This is a genomic window from Streptomyces adelaidensis, from assembly GCF_016598475.1.
GTDB lineage: Bacteria > Actinomycetota > Actinomycetes > Streptomycetales > Streptomycetaceae > Streptomyces > Streptomyces adelaidensis.
Genome location: NZ_JAEMUX010000102.1, coordinates 1 through 16,753 on the forward strand (window position 1 = coordinate 1; position 16,753 = coordinate 16,753).

Here is a 16,753-nt window from a genome sequence, read left to right on the forward strand (position 1 = left end):
GGCCGCCCACCTTCTTCCCGCCGTCCCAGCCGCGTGAGACGGACGGCACCGAGGCCGCGGCCTTCACCGACTGCGCATCGATGATCCCGGCCGTCGGCTCCGCCTCACGGCCCTCCCGCTCCCGCACCCGTCCGCGCAGCCGGTCGTGGAACTCTGCGATCAGCCCGTGCTCGCGCCAGCGGCGGAAGAAGGCGTAGACCCGGCCCCAATCAGGGAAGTCCACGGGCATCGCCCGCCAGGAGATCCCGCCCGCGACCAGGTAGCGGATCGCGTCCAGCATCTGACGGTGGCAGTAGCCCTCGGGCTGCCCGCCCCGGCCCTGAAGCCAGGCCGGCACCGGCAGCAAAGGCCGGATGGCCGCCCATTGCGCGTCCGACATGTCCGACGGATACCGGCGTTCCCGGTCCGGATGGTCGGCCGCGTTGCCGTACACATGCGCGAGGCAGTCACACGATGGAGCAGCCGAGTTGAACTGAACGGGTTCGGACGCGTACAACAACGACACCAGGGCCTCCCCGCACTGCTCGGTCAGATTCGCATCCCCGAGCTACCGAGAGGCCCTGCCTTCATGCGCGTACAACGGGAAGATCACCCCGCCGGGAAACCTGTTCGACCCGCACGTTCCAAGATCGGTTGAGATACGGCTTCTGAAGCAGGGCCAGAACACCGTGACCGTCACCGCGACCATCAACGGCTCCACATACACCGACAGCGTCGACTGGACTCTCAGTTGAGCACTTCAACCTCGTAGCACCTGCCGTTCAATAACCGTTCCGCGCCCTGATCATCCGGACCTTGGCGCGGTCGTAGCGTTACCGCGCGGGCTGTCCGGCCGGCCTCGCAGGGATTTCCAGGACCTGCCACGACAACGACGACGGCGACGACCGGCCTACGCATCGGCCGTCTCCGACTCGCGTGAGCTTCACGACCCAAAGGACACGGCGCCCACTACAGCGGCAGCGTGATCCAGATGCTCTTGCCCCGGCCGTCCGCATCGGCGCGGACGACGGCGGTGCCGCCGAGGCCCAGGGTGAGTTCGACGACGGTGGCCAGGCCGCCCGCTCCGGTGCCGGTCACGGCGGCGTACAGGGCGGGCTGGTACGGGTGGCGGTCGTGGACGGCGAACGCGAAGGTGTCGGGGCCGGCCGCATAGATGACCGTGACGTTCGGGGACGTGACGGCGGCGTGCCGGACGCTGTTGGTGACCAGCTCGGCCAGGATCAGCAGGGCCGGGTCCACGCTGGGGTGGCGGCGGGCGATGCCCCACTCGGTCAGGACCTGCTCGGTGGTCTCGCGGGCGATGCGGACGGCCGAGCCCATCGCGGGCAGGGTCAGCACATGCCGGTAGGGAAGGGCTTCGAGCTGGGTGATCACTACGCCTCCGGGTGGGCCGGCCGGAACCCGGACACCGTCTGGGGGTGGATCCGCACAAGGGTGTCGTGCGGGCCGTGGGCCCGGCCCGGCAGGGCGCGCCGGTAGGGGGGCGGCCTCGTCCGCATCCGTGTCGACCCCCACGACCAGGCGGCCGTACGCCGTCTCGCGCTGGAGGATGCGGCGGGCCGCGGGGGTGGTCATCGCGTTGCCTTCCGGGGGTGGTGCGGGTGGTACCGGGGATGCGGGTCGAGGAGACCCGCGTGTTCGAGGTGCTTGCGGGCCCCGGCGATCGCCTCGGGGGTGGTGGCGTACTCCCGGCCCTCCAGGCGCAGGACATCCAGCGCACCCACGGAGTCCAGTGCCTGGCGTTGACCGGGGCGGATGCCGGAGGTCATCACCGCGATCCCACGCCGGTTGAGTTTTTCCACGGCGTCCTTGAGGACGAGGGCGCCGGTGGCGTCCAGGGTGGTGACCCGTGACATGCGCAGGATCACCACGCGGACGTCGGCGACCTCGGACAGTTCCAGGAGGAAGCGGTGGGCGCCGGCGAAGAACAGCGGGCCGTCGATGCGGTAGGCGACGATGTGCTCGGCCAGCAGGGCGTGCTCCTCCTCGCTGTGCTCGCCGGGCAGGTCGGGGCGGAAGTCGACCTGGTCCATACGCGCCTGGCGGGCCACCGCCCGCAACGCCAGCGCGCCGGCCACCACCAGGCCGATGATGACCGCGTAGACCAGGTCCAGGACCAGCGTCGCGGCCGCGGTCAGTACCAGGACGATCGCGTCCGCGCGGGTGGCCTTGGCCATCGCGCGCAGCGAGCCGACCTCGACCATGCGGATCGCGGTCGCGATCAGCACCCCGGCCAGTGCGGCGAGGGGAATCCTGGAGACCAGTGGGGCGGCGGCGAACACGATGACCGCGAGTACGGCGGCGTGGGCCAGGGCGGCGAGCCGGGAGGAGGCGCCGGTGCGGACGTTGACGGCGGTGCGGGCTATCGCGCCGGTCGCGGGCACGCCGCCGAACAGCGGGGCGGCGATGTTCGCCAGGCCCTGCCCGAACAGCTCCTTGTCCGGATCGTGCTGCTGCTCCACCGTCATACCGTCGGCGACCTGCGCGGACAGCAGCGACTCCAGCGCCGCGAGGGCTGCGACGGCGACCGCGGGGGCCAGCAGCGAGCCGAACGCGGAGAGGTCGACGAAGCCGAGGGAGGGGGCGGGCAGCCCGGCCGGGAGGTCCCCGATCGGGGCGGCGTCCAGGTGGAAGAGCTGGACGGTGAGGGTGGCGGCGATCACGGCGACGATCGAGAACGGGATGGTGGGCCGCCAGCGGGCCCCGGCGAGCATCACCACGACCACCCCGCCCGCCAGGGCCGGCGCGGTCCAGTTCGGCGCCTTCATGATTTCCTGGAGCGCGTGCCAGGTCACGACCAGGACCTTGTCGCCCTCCGGTTCGGCCACCCCGAGCGCGTTCGGGACCTGCTGCAGGCCGATCACACAGGCGATGCCGAGGGTGAAGCCCTCCACCACCGAGGCGGGAATGTAGGCCATATGGCGTCCGGCCCGCGCGAGAGCGAGGCCGATCAGCATCAGACCGGCGATCAACCCGACCATCAGCACGCCGCTGGTGCCGTACTGGGCGACGATCGGCACGAGCACCACCGTCATCGCGCCGGTCGGCCCGGACACCTGGAGGTTCGATCCGCCGAAGACCGCGGCGAGCGCGCCCGCGATCACCGCGGTGGCAAGCCCCGCTTCGGCACCCAGGCCGGAGGAGACTCCGAAGCCCAGCGCGAGCGGCAGCGCCACGATCGCCACCGTCAGCCCGGCCAGCAGGTCACGGCGCGGGGCGCGGCCCATCTCCGCGAGATCGGTGCGGGAGGGCAGCAGGGACCGCGCCCGGGCGGTTCCCCGGGCCACGACAGACGTACTCACTCGGCCGCGCCCCCGGCTTCACGCAATTCGCTCAGCAGCTCGTTCTGCCCGGCCAGCATCTCGGTCAGGATCCGCCGCGCGGCCCGCATCAGCTCCGCCACGTCCCCGCCGGCCAGTGCGTACACGACGGTGGAACCCTCTCTCGTGGAGGTCACGATCCCCGAGCGGCGCAGCACCGCCAGTTGCTGGGAGAGGGCCGCGGGCTCGATCTCGATCTCGGTGAGCAGGTCACGCACGGGCATCGGCCCGTCCTGCAGCAGCTCCAGCACCCGGATCCGCACCGGATGCCCGAGCATCCGAAAGAACTCGGCCTTGGCCTGATATAGCGGAACAGGCATGGTCTCCGACACTCCTCAGCGCCCCGGTCACCTGGGGCATCACCTGGTGCTGCGCCTGGGGCCACCTACGGACACAGCCACCACAGCATGTAGCGAATTGCATAATTTTGCAATTCGCTGATCCCGGCGCCCACGATGAGCCACCGACGAACCATGGGAGGAACCTCCAGTGGCCGACTACTCACTGACCCTCGACGACTCGGAGATCGCGCGCTATCGGCTCATGGCCGACATCGCCGAGCGGCGTGAACGCGCGTTGTGGACGGCCGCCGGGGTGGCGCCCGGGGCGCGGATCGCGGACGTGGGGTGCGGACCGGGCGCGCTCTCGGTGCGGTTGGCGGACATCGTCGCCCCCGACGGTGCCGTATGGGCGGTGGACCGCGACGGTGACGCGCTGGCCGTGGCCTCGGCGCTCGCCGAACGCTCCGGCGTCCCCGTGCACACCGCCACCGGCTCCGCCGACGCCACCGGGCTGGCCGAGGGCTCCTTCGACGTGGTGATGCTCCGGCACGTCCTCGCCCACAACGGCGGCCGGGAGCAGGTGATCGTGGACCACCTCGCCGAACTGGCCAGGCCCGGCGGCGGCGCGGTGTACCTCGTCGACGTCGACGTGACCGGCTTCCGGCTGCGGGGCGCCCCCGCCACGTACGAGGAGATGGACGAGCGCTACCGCGAACTGCACCGACGCCGGGGCAACGACCTCAGTATCGGCATCCGGCTCGACGAACTCCTCACCGCGGCCGGCCTCGAAGTCACCGCCCACGAGGGCCACATCGACGTCATGACACCACCGCCCGGTATGCGCGGCCCCGCCTGGGCAGCCCGCGACGCCCTGCTCGCCGAGGGACTCGTCACCCCGGACGACATCGCCCGCTGGGATACGGCATTCACCCAGATCGAACAGGCCAGGACCGAGGCCAGGACCGGCCTCCGCTTCTTCGGGAACACCTACGTCGCCATCGGCCGCCGCGTCTGACAGCGGGCCCCCGAACGTCAACACGACGACCGACCACATACGCGGCGGTCCCGGCCGTCCGCCGGGTGATCACTCGAAGGAGCAGCCCGGGTTCGGGGCGTTCTCGGAGAACGGGGAGCCATGAGGGAGGACGTAGAGGACGACCAGGACGAGCGGGGTGTCGCCCAGGTTGCGGCCGATGTGGACGTAGTCGGTGCCGGCCGGTTCCTGGATGGTGTCGCCGGGGCGGTAGACGCCGTCGGTCTCGCACGTGGAGTCGTAGTGGCTGAGGGTGCCCTGCTGGACGAAGCCGTACAGCGGCCCGTCGTGGTAGTGCCAGCCGGTGGCCTGGCCGGGCGGGATGGTGACCTCCCGCAGGATGTAGTCGGTGCCGTGCGCGGTGCTCTGACTGATCACACGGCCCGTGACCCCCGGCCCCGCGGGCGTGGCATGGGCGGTGCCGCCCATCACAAGTGCGGCGGCGGTCACCGCCCCGGCGACGGCGGTACGGAGCGTGCGGCGCATTCGGGCCTCCTGCGAAGCGGGTACGACACGGGTTACGGCCGTGAACATAGGCTGCCCAGGGGCTGTTGGGACGGAATCCCACGGATCCGTACGCGTCCCGGCCAATGTCGACGCGTTCTCGCCGGTCCGGCCCCGCCGGCCTCGTCCACGCCGGCTCGCCCCGGCCCTGAACGTGCTTCCGGATGCGATCAGCGCGGGGGCGGGGTGCGATGGGGGCGGGCGGTGCGGACGAGGGCGCGTGCTGCTTCCACCTGCTGAAGGCGCGGCAGGTGGACGATTCACCTCACGACGAGAGCCGGAGAAGAATTCATGCCCGAACTTCCCGATGTCGAAGGATTCCGGCAAGCCCTGCTGACGTGCGGTCGGCGCCGGTCCGTCACGGACATCGACGTGCGGGACACCGGAGTTCTCAGGGGTGTTACCGAGAAACGGCTGCGAAGGGAATTGACGGGAAAACTTCTCGGGAAGGCGTGGCGTCACGGTAAATGGCTGTTCGTGCCGGTGGGTGGCGGCCCGACGCTTGTCTTTCATTTCGGCATGACAGGGTCTCTGCGGTGCTGTTCTTCGGACGAACCGATCGAAACGCATGACCGTATCGTGCTGAAACTCGACGGTACCCGGAACCTGCGCTATCGCGATCAACGCAAGCTGCAGGGCGTGCGGTTGGCCCGTGACACCGCCGTCGACCGCATTCTCGACGGTCTGGGCCCGGACGCCCTGGCCGTGAACCGAGGGGAGTTCCTGGATCTGCTGTCGGGGCGGAGGGGCACCGTCAAGAGTGCGCTGATGGACCAGTCGGTGATCGCGGGCCTCGGAAACCTCCTGTGCGACGAGATCCTCTGGCGGGCTCGTGTCGACCCCCGGACTCCGGCGCGGAACCTGAGCGAGAAGGCGCTTCGGAGGATCCACGCCGCGATGGGCCGTGTCCTTGCGACATCCGTGCGCGCCGGGTGTGTCCCGCCCCGACGCTCCTGGCTCACCGGACGCAGGGACGACACCGCGCCCCTGTGTCCCCGCTGCGGCGGTTCCATGCGTTCATGTCGCGTTACCGGGCGCCGCACGGTCTGGTGTCCGCAGTGCCAGACCTGAACGACGACGCCCCCTCCGGCTACGCGTCCGCGCCCAGATGCACACGGCCCACCGAACGCTGGAGCCACCGTGTTGCCCGTCTGGCCATCGGGCGGAGCCGCACTATCGTTGAAGTCATGGGTGATCTCGCCGGCCCGGGCGACGACGGGCTCCCTCCCGATCGGACTCAGGCCATTCTCGAAGCGGCCAAAGAGATCGCTTCGCTGCTCAAGGCCGGTGGGCACTCCTTCGCGCTGGCGGGCGGTGTCGCCGTGTACGCGCACGGCGGGCCGGGGACGCTCCAGCACGACGTCGACTTCTGTGTGCTGCCGGAGGACATCGACGCGGTCACCGGCACGCTGGAGGCCGCGGGGCTGAAGGTGAGCGAGCCGCCCGAGGACTGGCTGCTGAAGACCCGGAGCCAGGGCCAGGAGGTCGACCTGATCTTCCGGCCGTCACAGGCGCCGGTCAGCCGCGAACTGCTGGACCGGGCGGAGATGCTGTCGGTCCAGTCCGTGTGGATGCCCGTACTGGCGGCGACGGATCTGCTCGTCGGGCGGCTCCGGGCGTTCTCCGAGCACTACTGCGACTTCGGTGCCGTACTGCCGATCGCCCGCACCCTGCGCGAGAAGATCGACTGGAGCCGCGTGCGGCGTGAGTGCGGCGCCGAGCCGATGCCGGACGCCTTCCTCTATCTGCTGGAACGCCTCAATGTGATCGAGCCGGAGGAGACCGGCGATGGCGACAGGACATGACGACACACCGATGAACGGGCCGGCGGACGGACCGGGAGGCGGACCGGGAGGCCGGCCGGGGAGCGGTGCCGCCCGCCCGGTGGCGCACACCGAGTACCGCATAGCCCACCTCGAGGAGCGGCTCGCCCGGGGTGATCTGGCCGAGCTCGGGATGCGGATCGAGGCGCGGGGCGACGCCGTACACATCACCGGTACGGCGTCCACCGCGGCCGATCGGGAGGCGATCCTGCGGATCGCGGCGCTGGAGCTGCCGGGCGTATCCGTACGGGCGGACATCGCGCTGGCCGACGTCACCGCGCCCGACCGTCCCGAGGAGCTGTCGTGATCCGGGTCGCGGCCGTCGGGGACATCCACCTGGGGCCGGACAGCCGGGGTCTGCTCCGCCCGGCGTTCGACACGCTGCCCGACCACGCCGACCTGCTGCTGCTCGCCGGGGATCTCACCCGCCACGGCACACCGGAGGAGGCGCGGGTCGTCGCCGACGAGGTGGCGGGGCTGCAGGTGCCGGTCGTCGCCGTGCTGGGGAACCACGATCACCACGCAGAGCGGCCCGGGGACGTGACGGCCGTGCTGCGGGACGCGGGCGTGACCGTCCTGGAGGGCGAGGGCACCGTCGTGGAGGTCGACGGGGTACGGGTCGGGGTCGCCGGGACGAAGGGGTTCGGCGGCGGCTTCGCCGGGCGCAGCGGCAGCGAGTTCGGCGAACCCGAGATGAAGGCCTTCGTCCGCCACACCCGGGGGCTCGCGGACGGTCTGCGCCGTGCCCTCGACGAGTTGGCGGAGGGCGGTTGCGCGGTCCGTATCGCGCTCACGCACTTCTCGCCCGTACCGGACACGCTCGTAGGTGAGCCGCTGGAGATCTACCCCTTCCTCGGCAGCTATCTCCTGGCGGAGGCGATGGACGACTCCGGCGCCGACCTCGCCGTCCACGGCCACGCACACCTGGGCACCGAGCACGGCATCACCAGCGGCGGCGTGCGGGTGCGCAATGTCGCCCAGCCGGTCATCCGGCGCGCCTTCGCGGTGTACGGGCTGCCGGTGGACGGGTCTCGCGCATCGGCCGCTCACCCCTCGTAAGGCCGTTGCACCAGCCGGGGGACGCAGGGACCGTGCCCGTCGCGCGGCGCCCGTAGCGGACCGGGGACGGGGGTTACCGTCCGTCGACACGTCCGTGCCACATCCATGCCCACATCCATGCCCGCATCCGTGGACCCGTCCGTGGACCCGTCCGTGGACAGTCGAGAGGGAGGTCCGGGATGCCTTGGCGGTGGCGGTGGGGTACGGCGGTGGCGACGGGAGCCGCCCTGGTACCCCTGGTGCTGACGACCGGCTGCGGATCGGTCGAGGGGCGGCGTTCGGCCGCCCTGGACGCGGCCCTGGACTTCGAACGGGCCATGCGCGCACGGGACGGTGCCGCCGTGTGCGAGGTGCTGGCCCCGGCCGTCCGCGAGGAGGTCGAACAGTCCGCCCGGACGAGGTGCGAGGAGGGCGTCCTGGAGGAGGACGTGCCGTCCGTCGAAGCCGCCGAGGAGGAGGTCGATGTCAGCGGACGGCAGGCCCGCGTCGTGTTCCCCGGGGACACCCTGTTCCTGTCGCAGTTCTCCGGTGGCTGGAAGGTCGTCGCCGCCGGATGCGTCCCGCGTCCTCAGCGGCCCTACCAGTGCCTGCTGAAGAGTGGGTGATGATCCGGTGCGCACGATGTTCGCCCTGTGTCTGCTGGTGATCGCGGGCGGTCTGGCCTACTGCGTCACGTTGGGGGTGCTGCACCGATGAGTCGGCCCGTATCGTCCGTACGGCGGTTCCTGTGGGAGAACGGTCTGGGGCTCGCCTTTCTCGCGTTGTTCGTTCTCGCCCTGATCGGTCAGGCGTTCGCCGGTCACGCCGATTTCAACAACCAGCTCGCGGCGGAGAATCTCCAGGAGGTCACCTTCGGCGAGTACATGACGTCCTCGGACTTCGCCGTCGACGTGATGGAGAACTGGCAGTCCGAGTACCTGCAGTTCTTCCTGTACGTCTTCCTCACGGTCTGGCTGGTGCAGCGGGGTTCTCCGGAGTCCAAGAACCTGGACAAGGTCGGTGTCGAGTCCGACAAGGAGCAGCGCGTGGGGCCGCACGCGAGCGCGGAGTCCCCCCGTTGGGCGGCGGCCGGCGGCCTCCGGCTCAAGCTGTACGCCAGCTCGCTGGGCTACGTCATGGGAACCGTCTTCGTGCTGTCCTGGCTCGCCCAGTCGATCACCGGTGTCGCGGCGTACAACGAGGAGCAGCTGAGGCAGCTTCAGGCGCCGATGAGCTGGTCCGAGTACATCGTGGCGGCCGACTTCTGGAACCGTACGCTGCAGAACTGGCAGTCCGAGTTCCTCGCCATCGCCTCGATGGCCGTTCTCTCGATCTATCTGCGCCAGCGCGGTTCCCCGGAGTCCAAGCCGGTCGGGGCCGCCCACACGGCGACCGGCGTCGAGGGCTGAACCCCCCTGAACCCCGGGGACCGCACAGGTCCTACGCCGCCGCCGCCGACTCATCGGGCTTCGCCCCCGCGGCCTCCGGCCCCGACTTCTCGAACTGTGTCCGGTACAGCTCCGCGTACCGTCCGTCCGCCGCCAGCAACTCCTCGTGCCTGCCGCGTTCCACTATTCGGCCCGCCTCGACGACGAGGATCTGGTCGGCGGCCCGTACGGTCGAGAGGCGGTGCGCGATGACCACGGCGGTGCGGCCCTCCAGTGCCTCCGTGAGGGCCTCCTGAACGGCGGCCTCCGAGGTGTTGTCGAGGTGGGCGGTGGCCTCGTCGAGGATGACGACGCGCTGGCGGGCCAGGAGGAGCCGGGCGATGGTCATGCGCTGGCGTTCGCCGCCGGAGAGGCGGTAACCGCGCTCGCCGACGACCGTGTCGAGCCCGTCGGGCAGGGCCCGCACGAGGTCGACGAGGCGGGCCCGGCGCAGGACGTCCCACAGGTCGTCGTCCGTGGCGGCGGGGCGGGCGAGGAGCAGGTTCGCGCGGACGGTGTCGTGGAAGAGGTGCCCGTCCTGGGTGACCATGCCGAGGGTGCCGCGCAGCGACGCGGCGCTCAGGTCACGGACATCGACGCCGCCGACGCGGACGGCGCCCGTGTCCGTGTCGTACAGGCGGGGCAGGAGTTGCGCGACGGTCGACTTGCCCGCGCCGGAGGAGCCGACGAGGGCGATGGTCTGGCCGGGTTCGGCGCGGAAGGAGACGCCGTGCAGGACCTCGGTGCCGCCGCGGGTGTCGAGGGAGGCCACCTCCTCCAGGGAGGCGAGGGAGACCTTGTCGGCGGACGGGTAGCCGAAGCGGACGTCGTCGAACTCCACGGCCACCGGGCCGTCGGGCACGTCACGGGCGTCCGGTTTCTCCTCGATGAGCGGCTTCAGGTCCAGCACCTCGAAGACGCGCTCGAAGCTCACCAGGGCGCTCATGATCTCCACGCGCGCCCCGGCCAGCGCGGTCAGCGGCGCGTACAGCCGGGTCAGCAGCAGTGCCAGGGAGACGATCGCGCCGGCCTCCAGGGTGCCGCGCAGGGCGAACCAGCCGCCGAGGCCGTACACCAGGGCGAGTGCGAGGGCCGAGACGAGGGTGAGAGCCGTGATGAACGCCGACTGCGCCATCGCCGTACGCACGCCGATGTCCCGCACCCGGGCGGCCCGTTCGGCGAACTCCGCGGACTCGTCGTCGGGCCGGCCGAAGAGCTTGACGAGGGTGGCGCCGGGGGCCGAGAAGCGCTCGGTCATCCGGGTACCCATCGACGCGTTCAGGTCGGCCGCCTCCCGCTGGAGGCGGGCCATGCGGCGGCCCATCCGCCGGGCGGGGATCACGAACACGGGCAGCAGGACGAGCGAGAGCAGGGTGATCTGCCAGGAGAGGGTGAGCATCACGGCGAGGGTGAGCAGCAGGGTGACCAGGTTGCTGACCACTCCGGACAGCGTGTTGCTGAACGCCCGCTGGGCGCCGATGACGTCGTTGTTGAGTCGACTGACGAGCGCTCCCGTACGAGTACGTGTGAAGAACGCGACCGGCATGCGCTGCACATGATCGAAGACGGCGGTCCGCAGATCGAGGATGAGTCCCTCGCCGAGGGTCGCGGACAGACGTCGGCTCAGCAGCCCGAGCGCCGCTTCGGCGACCGCGATGAGGGCGATGAGCACGGCAAGGCGGACGACGAGTGCCTCGTCCCCGCCCGACACGATCACGTCCACGACACGCCCCGCGAGCACCGGCGTCGCGACGGCGAGCAGCGCGGTGACCATGCCGAGCGCGACGAACCACGCGATACGGCGACGATGTGGACGGGCGAAGGCGGCGACGCGCCGTAGCGTCGTCCGGGCGAAGGGGCGGTTGTGCTGCTGGGCGGTCATCATGCCCTGCAGCTGGGTCCAGGCGGTGGTCTCCATACTCATAGGAAGGACGTTAGAACCTCAAGCAACCTTGAGGTCAAGCCGCGCACGGCGACGGACGTCCGCACGCGGTCAAGTCCGCCGCCGGTCAACCGTCGTCCCCACGGCCGCAACCCCCCGTCTGGCCGGGCGGAGAGAGCCTCTCCCGGTGTGAGCGCGATACGACTCCTCGACGGCGTCCGCCGGTGGGTTCCGGTCCGGCGGATCCTCTGTCTGCTTCCCCTCGTCCTGGTCCTGGTGGTCGCCGTGCGCCACCGTTTCGTTCTCGTCGAGGGCTTCGCCCGGCTGGCGACCGCGCGGTGGCCCTGGCTGGTGGCGGCGATCGGGGTGACATGTCTGACCTGGGTCGCGGCCGCCGTGACCCGGCAGGGGGCGCTCGTCGACCGGTTGCCGGCGGGACGGCTGCTGGCCACCCAGTTCGCGGCGGGCGCGGCCAACCATCTGCTGCCGACCGGTCTGGGCGCGAGCGCGGTGAACCTGCGGTTCATGACGGTGTGCGGGGTGTCGCTGACCCGTTCGTCGGCGGCGCTCGCGCTGTACATGGTCGCGGAGTCCGTCGCCCGCGTCGGCCTGCTGCTGGCCCTGCTGTTCGCGTTCCCCGAGGCGCTGCGCCTCGCCCCGCTCCTTCCCCAGGGCGCCTCGACTCCCCTGCTGTTCACGGTCGCAGCCGTCGTCTGCGGCGCCATGGTCGCGCTTCTCCTCGTACGGCGGCTGCGGGCGGCCGTGTCCGGCTTCGTGCGCACCGCGTTGAGCGAGGCCCGTTCGGTGCACACGCGTCCGACGCGCGCCCTCGCGCTGTGGGGCGGTTCGCTGGCCTTCCCGGTGCTCCAGGCGACCGGACTGGTCGCCGTGGGACTGGCGTTGGGCCTCGACATACCCGTGGCACACATGGCCCTCGCCTATCTCGCCGCCACGGTCGCCGTCGCCCTGATACCGACCCCGGGCGGCCTCGGCTCCGTCGACGCCGCGCTCGTGGTCGCCCTGGTCGCGGCGGGCGGCCCGGTGGCCCTGGCGACCGCGGTGGTACTGGCGTACCGGATCATCACACTCTGGCTGCCGTTGCTGCCGGGGGCGTTGACACTGGGCGCGCTGGTCCGGCTGAAGGTGATCTGAGGACGGCGGGACGGGTCATGACGGTAAGCGGCGAGTGATGAGCGGCACGCGGTAAGGGCGAAAGCGGGGGCGATCGGCTCCGGCGGTGCACATCCGGACATTCCCGTGGAACGGTGGCCGGTGGTCGGCCGATCCCCCCAGCTCCGGTGCCGATCAGCCCGGCGGATGCGGCAGGATGAGCGGTCGCGCCCGACGTCGTACACACGTCCGGGCAGGCGTGATCGCGCATTTCTGATTCGAGCAGGTGGCAAGGTGACGACACATCACATTCGACCCACGGGACATGACATACGGCCCCTCAGCCGCTCCCCGCGTCCCTCGGGAGGCGCCCGATGAACCGGACCCTCACCCTCGACGACTACCTCGTGTCCGGAATCATTCTGGTCGCGGGCCTGTTGGCCTCGTTCCTGCTGCGTGTCCTGCTGCGCTGGCTCGGCGGCCACGCGACGAAGACGCGCTGGGGCGGTGACGATGTCATCGTCGACTCGCTGCGCTCCCTGGTGCCCTGGGGCGCGTTCGTCGCCGGCGCGGCGGCCGCGGGGGCGGCGCTGCCGCTGACGAAGACGGTTCAGCACCATGTGAACCAGACGCTGACAGTGCTGCTCATCCTCGTCGCCACGATCACGGCGGCCAGAGTGATCGCCGGTCTGGTGCGTACGGTCACCCAGTCCCGGGCCGGGGTCGCGGGCTCGGTCACGATCTTCGTGAACATCACCCGGGTCGCGGTCCTCGCGATCGGCTGTCTGGTGATCCTGCAGACGCTGGGCATACCGGTCGCCCCGCTGGTCACCGCACTGGGCGTCGGCGGTCTCGCGGTGGCCCTGGCCCTCCAGGACACCCTCGCCAACCTCTTCGCGGGCATCCACATCCTCGCCTCGAAGACGGTCCAGCCGGGCGACTACATCAAGCTGAGCAGCGGCGAGGAGGGCTATGTCGTCGACATCAACTGGCGGCAGACGACGATCAAGTCGCTCTCCAACAACCTGGTGATCATCCCCAACGGTCAGCTCGCCGGCACCAACATGACCAACTTCAACCAGCCCGAGCAGGACATGACCCTGCTCGTGCAGGTGGGCGTCGGCTACGACAGCGACCTGGAGCATGTCGAGCGGGTGACCAACGAGATCATCGCCGAGACCATGAAGGAGGTCGAGGGCGCGGTCCCCGACCACGAGCCCGCCGTCCGCTTCCACACCTTCGGCGACTCCCGCATCGGCATGACCGTGATCCTCGGCGTCGGCGAGTTCAGCGACCAGTACCGGATCAAGCACGAGTTCATCAAGCGCCTGCACAAGCGGTACCGGTCCGAGGGCATCAGCGTGCCGGTGCCCCGGCGGGCGATCACGCTCCAGACCGGGGGCGGCAGCGTGGAGATTCCGCATCAGCGGGGGACTTCGGTCGAGGTCGCGTCCTGAGCCCCGCGCCCCTGGAAACACCGGCGCGGCCCACGCTTTTCAGGGGCGCGGGGAACTGCGCGAGCAACCACGACCCACCCGCACCCGCACCACAACCGCACCCCCCGAGCTCTCCCGCGCAACGGGGCCCACCCATTCCCACCCCCGGCCCCTGTCGAGTCGGCACCGATCACGAGATATCTTGATGTCGAGCAATGTTGCAGACGTGGAGCGGAGCACCCGGTGACTGACTCGACCATCATCTATACGCACACTGACGAGGCGCCCGCCCTGGCGACCTATTCGTTCCTGCCGGTGATCAAGGCGTACGCCGCCCCGGCCGGTGTCTCCGTCGAGACCCGTGACATCTCGCTGGCCGGGCGCATCATCGCCGTCTTCCCGGAGTACCTGGAAGAGGGGCAGCGCATCCCGGACGCCCTCTCCGAGCTGGGTGCGCTGGCCAAGACGCCCGCGGCGAACATCATCAAGCTGCCGAACGTCTCGGCGTCGATCCCGCAGCTCAAGGCCGCCGTAGCCGAGCTGCAGAGCCAGGGCTACGCGCTGCCGGACTACCCGGACGACCCGAAGACGGACGAGGAGCGCGAGATCCGCGCCCGCTACGACAAGATCAAGGGTTCCGCCGTGAACCCGGTCCTGCGTGAGGGCAACTCCGACCGCCGCGCCCCCGCCTCGGTGAAGAACTACGCCAAGACCCACCCGCACCGCATGGGCGCCTGGACCTCCGAGTCCAGGACGAACGTCGCGACGATGGGCGAGAACGACTTCCGCTCCACCGAGAAGTCCGCGGTGATCTCCGAGGCCGGTTCCCTGAAGATCGAGCTGGTCGGCGACGACGGCTCCACCACCGTGCTGCGCGAGTCCGTACCCGTCCTCGCCGGCGAGGTCGTCGACGCCTCCGTGATGCGCGTCGCCGCGCTGCGCGAGTTCCTGACCGCGCAGGTCGCCAGGGCCAAAGCGGAGGGCGTGCTGTTCTCCGTGCACCTCAAGGCCACGATGATGAAGGTCTCCGACCCGATCGTCTTCGGTCACGTGCTGCGCGCCTTCTTCCCCAAGACGTTCGCGAAGTACGGCGAGACGCTGGCCTCGGCCGGCCTGTCCCCGAACGACGGTCTGGGCGGCATCTTCAAGGGCCTCGAGGCCCTGCCGGAGGGCGCCGAGATCAAGGCCTCCTTCGACGCCGAGCTCGCCGAGGGCCCGGCGCTGGCGATGGTCGACTCCGACAAGGGCATCACCAACCTGCACGTGCCGTCCGACGTCATCGTCGACGCCTCGATGCCGGCCATGATCCGCACCTCCGGCCACATGTGGGGCCCGGACGGCCAGGAGGCCGACACCCTCGCGGTGCTCCCGGACTCCTCGTACGCCGGTGTCTACCAGGTCGCGATCGACGACTGCCGTGCCAACGGCGCCTACGACCCGTCGACCATGGGCTCGGTCCCGAACGTCGGCCTCATGGCGCAGAAGGCCGAGGAGTACGGCTCCCACGACAAGACCTTCGAGATCGCGACCACCGGCACGGTCCGCCTCGTCGACCAGGCCGGCAACGTGGTGATCGAGCAGACGGTCTCCGCCGGTGACATCTTCCGCGCCTGCCAGACCAAGGACGCCCCGATCCGGGACTGGGTGAAGCTCGCCGTCACCCGCGCCCGCGCCACCGGCAACCCGGCGGTGTTCTGGCTGGACGACACCCGCGCGCACGACGCCAACCTGATCGCGAAGGTCGAGGAGTACCTGGCGGAGCACGACACCGAGGGCCTGGACATCCGCGTCCTGAACCCGGTCGAGGCCACCAAGCTGTCGGTGGAGCGCATCCGCCGCGGCGAGGACACCATCTCGGTGACGGGCAACGTCCTGCGTGACTACCTCACCGACCTGTTCCCGATCCTGGAGCTGGGCACCAGCGCCAAGATGCTGTCGGTCGTCCCGCTGATGGCGGGCGGCGGCCTCTTCGAGACGGGCGCCGGCGGCTCCGCCCCGAAGCACGTCCAGCAGCTGGTCAAGGAGAACTACCTGCGCTGGGACTCCCTCGGCGAGTTCTTCGCCCTGGTCCCGTCCCTGGAGCAGTACGCCTCGGTGACCGGCAACACCCGCGCCAAGGTCCTCGCCGACACCCTCGACCGCGCCACGGCGACCTTCCTCAACGAGGACAAGTCCCCGTCCCGTCGCGTCGGCGGCATCGACAACCGAGGCAGCCACTTCTTCCTGTCCCTGTACTGGGCCCAGGAGCTGGCCGCCCAGACCGACGACGCCGACCTGGCGAAGGCGTTCGCCCCGCTCGCCGAGACCCTCGCCGCCAACGAGCAGACCATCGTCGACGAGCTGATCGCCGTCCAGGGCAAGCCGGCCGACATCGGCGGCTACTACCAGCCCGACCCCGCCAAGGCCGCCGCGGTCATGCGCCCCTCGGCCACCTGGAACGAGGCGCTGGCGAACTTCGCCTGACGCGTTCCACGCGGGCCGACAGGTCCGCACAGCACCGCCCCGGCCGGGATCGTTCCCGACCGGGGCGGTGTGCTTTCCGCGCCGGGTGGTGGCGGGGCGCCGGCGATCAGTCGGTGCCGAGGGCCGTGCGCAGGGTGCTGGTCGCCTGGCGGATGGCGGCCTCGGCGGCGTGGGTCCCGCGGAGGGCGTCGAGCATGACGAAGTCGTGGATGATGCCCTGGTAGCGCACGGCGGTCACCGGGACGCCGGCCTCGCGGAGCTTGTCGGCGTAGGCCTCGCCCTCGTCGCGCAGGACATCGGCCTCGGCGGTGATGACGAGGGCCGGGGGCAGGTCCTTGAGCTGCGCGGGGGTGGCGCGCAGGGGTGAGGCGGTGATCTCGGCGCGTTCCTTGTCGCTGGTCGTGTACTGGTCCCAGAACCACCGCATGGCGTCGCG

Annotated in this window: 17 protein-coding genes; 10 read left to right on the forward strand and 7 right to left on the reverse strand. The window is 70.7% G+C overall.

Annotated elements, in window-relative coordinates:
- The 4 genes from I8N67_RS35870 to I8N67_RS35885 all read right to left on the reverse strand — a co-directional run.
- Positions 1 to 379 (reverse strand): transposase (locus tag I8N67_RS35870; protein ID WP_200308474.1); only part of this gene is annotated, 379 nt, incomplete at its 3' end.
- Positions 380 to 948: 569 nt separating this feature from the next.
- On the reverse strand, positions 949 to 1,374 hold the full coding sequence (locus I8N67_RS35875) for an ATP-binding protein (RefSeq protein ID WP_200308475.1): 426 nt from the start codon (positions 1,372 to 1,374) through the stop codon (positions 949 to 951).
- Between the two features lie 197 nt (positions 1,375 to 1,571).
- Positions 1,572 to 3,227, reverse strand: coding sequence for a SulP family inorganic anion transporter (locus I8N67_RS35880; RefSeq protein WP_200308492.1), 1,656 nt, complete (start codon positions 3,225 to 3,227; stop codon positions 1,572 to 1,574).
- Between the two features lie 71 nt (positions 3,228 to 3,298).
- Entirely contained in the window at positions 3,299 to 3,640 is a 342-nt protein-coding gene (locus I8N67_RS35885) for an ArsR/SmtB family transcription factor (RefSeq protein WP_200308476.1), read from the reverse strand.
- Between the two features lie 169 nt (positions 3,641 to 3,809).
- On the opposite strand from I8N67_RS35885, the gene I8N67_RS35890 reads away from it, so the two are divergent.
- Positions 3,810 to 4,616, forward strand: a complete 807-nt coding sequence (locus tag I8N67_RS35890) for a methyltransferase domain-containing protein (protein WP_200308477.1) — start codon at positions 3,810 to 3,812, stop codon at positions 4,614 to 4,616.
- A gap of 69 nt (positions 4,617 to 4,685) precedes the next feature.
- On the opposite strand, the gene I8N67_RS35895 is transcribed toward I8N67_RS35890, so the two are convergent.
- A complete protein-coding gene (locus I8N67_RS35895; RefSeq protein ID WP_200308478.1) occupies positions 4,686 to 5,120 on the reverse strand; it encodes a cupin domain-containing protein in 435 nt (144 codons plus the stop codon).
- A gap of 309 nt (positions 5,121 to 5,429) precedes the next feature.
- Between I8N67_RS35895 and I8N67_RS35900 the strand changes: the two genes are divergently transcribed.
- The 6 genes from I8N67_RS35900 (at position 5,430) to I8N67_RS35925 (ending at position 9,408) form a co-directional block, all read left to right on the forward strand.
- Positions 5,430 to 6,209, forward strand: a complete 780-nt coding sequence (locus tag I8N67_RS35900; RefSeq protein ID WP_200308479.1) for an Fpg/Nei family DNA glycosylase — start codon at positions 5,430 to 5,432, stop codon at positions 6,207 to 6,209.
- 116 nt (positions 6,210 to 6,325) lie between these two features.
- The gene (locus I8N67_RS35905; protein WP_200308480.1) at positions 6,326 to 6,943 is read left to right on the forward strand and encodes a nucleotidyltransferase family protein; all 618 of its coding nucleotides are present in this window, start codon (positions 6,326 to 6,328) and stop codon (positions 6,941 to 6,943) included.
- On the forward strand, positions 6,927 to 7,268 hold the full coding sequence (locus I8N67_RS35910; protein ID WP_307835466.1) for a hypothetical protein: 342 nt from the start codon (positions 6,927 to 6,929) through the stop codon (positions 7,266 to 7,268). The genes I8N67_RS35905 and I8N67_RS35910 overlap by 17 nt, the downstream gene beginning before the upstream one ends.
- Complete coding sequence (locus I8N67_RS35915; protein WP_200308481.1) at positions 7,265 to 8,020, forward strand: metallophosphoesterase family protein; 756 nt, start codon at positions 7,265 to 7,267, stop codon at positions 8,018 to 8,020. The genes I8N67_RS35910 and I8N67_RS35915 overlap by 4 nt, the downstream gene beginning before the upstream one ends.
- 179 nt (positions 8,021 to 8,199) lie before the next feature.
- Positions 8,200 to 8,625 carry a hypothetical protein gene (locus I8N67_RS35920; protein WP_234046827.1) on the forward strand — a complete coding sequence of 142 codons (426 nt, stop codon included), beginning with the start codon at positions 8,200 to 8,202 and terminating at the stop codon, positions 8,623 to 8,625.
- Between the two features lie 87 nt (positions 8,626 to 8,712).
- Positions 8,713 to 9,408 carry a DUF6766 family protein gene (locus I8N67_RS35925; RefSeq protein WP_200308482.1) on the forward strand — a complete coding sequence of 232 codons (696 nt, stop codon included), beginning with the start codon at positions 8,713 to 8,715 and terminating at the stop codon, positions 9,406 to 9,408.
- 31 nt (positions 9,409 to 9,439) lie between these two features.
- Here I8N67_RS35925 and I8N67_RS35930 read toward each other — a convergent pair whose 3' ends face one another.
- A complete protein-coding gene (locus I8N67_RS35930; RefSeq protein WP_200308495.1) occupies positions 9,440 to 11,344 on the reverse strand; it encodes an ABC transporter ATP-binding protein in 1,905 nt (634 codons plus the stop codon).
- A 153-nt stretch (positions 11,345 to 11,497) separates the two neighbouring features.
- On the opposite strand from I8N67_RS35930, the gene I8N67_RS35935 reads away from it, so the two are divergent.
- The 3 genes from I8N67_RS35935 to I8N67_RS35945 all read left to right on the forward strand — a co-directional run bounded on the left by I8N67_RS35935 (position 11,498) and on the right by I8N67_RS35945 (position 16,317).
- On the forward strand, positions 11,498 to 12,460 hold the full coding sequence (locus I8N67_RS35935; RefSeq protein WP_200308483.1) for a lysylphosphatidylglycerol synthase transmembrane domain-containing protein: 963 nt from the start codon (positions 11,498 to 11,500) through the stop codon (positions 12,458 to 12,460).
- A 332-nt stretch (positions 12,461 to 12,792) separates the two neighbouring features.
- The gene (locus tag I8N67_RS35940) at positions 12,793 to 13,875 is read left to right on the forward strand and encodes a mechanosensitive ion channel family protein (protein WP_200308484.1); all 1,083 of its coding nucleotides are present in this window, start codon (positions 12,793 to 12,795) and stop codon (positions 13,873 to 13,875) included.
- Between the two features lie 222 nt (positions 13,876 to 14,097).
- Complete coding sequence (locus I8N67_RS35945; protein ID WP_200308485.1) at positions 14,098 to 16,317, forward strand: NADP-dependent isocitrate dehydrogenase; 2,220 nt, start codon at positions 14,098 to 14,100, stop codon at positions 16,315 to 16,317.
- Positions 16,318 to 16,423: 106 nt separating this feature from the next.
- Here the strand turns inward: I8N67_RS35945 and I8N67_RS45000 are convergent, their stop codons facing one another.
- Positions 16,424 to 16,744: an alpha/beta hydrolase fold domain-containing protein gene (locus I8N67_RS45000; RefSeq protein WP_234046828.1), complete on the reverse strand. Its 321-nt coding sequence runs from the start codon at positions 16,742 to 16,744 to the stop codon at positions 16,424 to 16,426.
- Positions 16,745 to 16,753 lie beyond the last annotated feature (9 nt).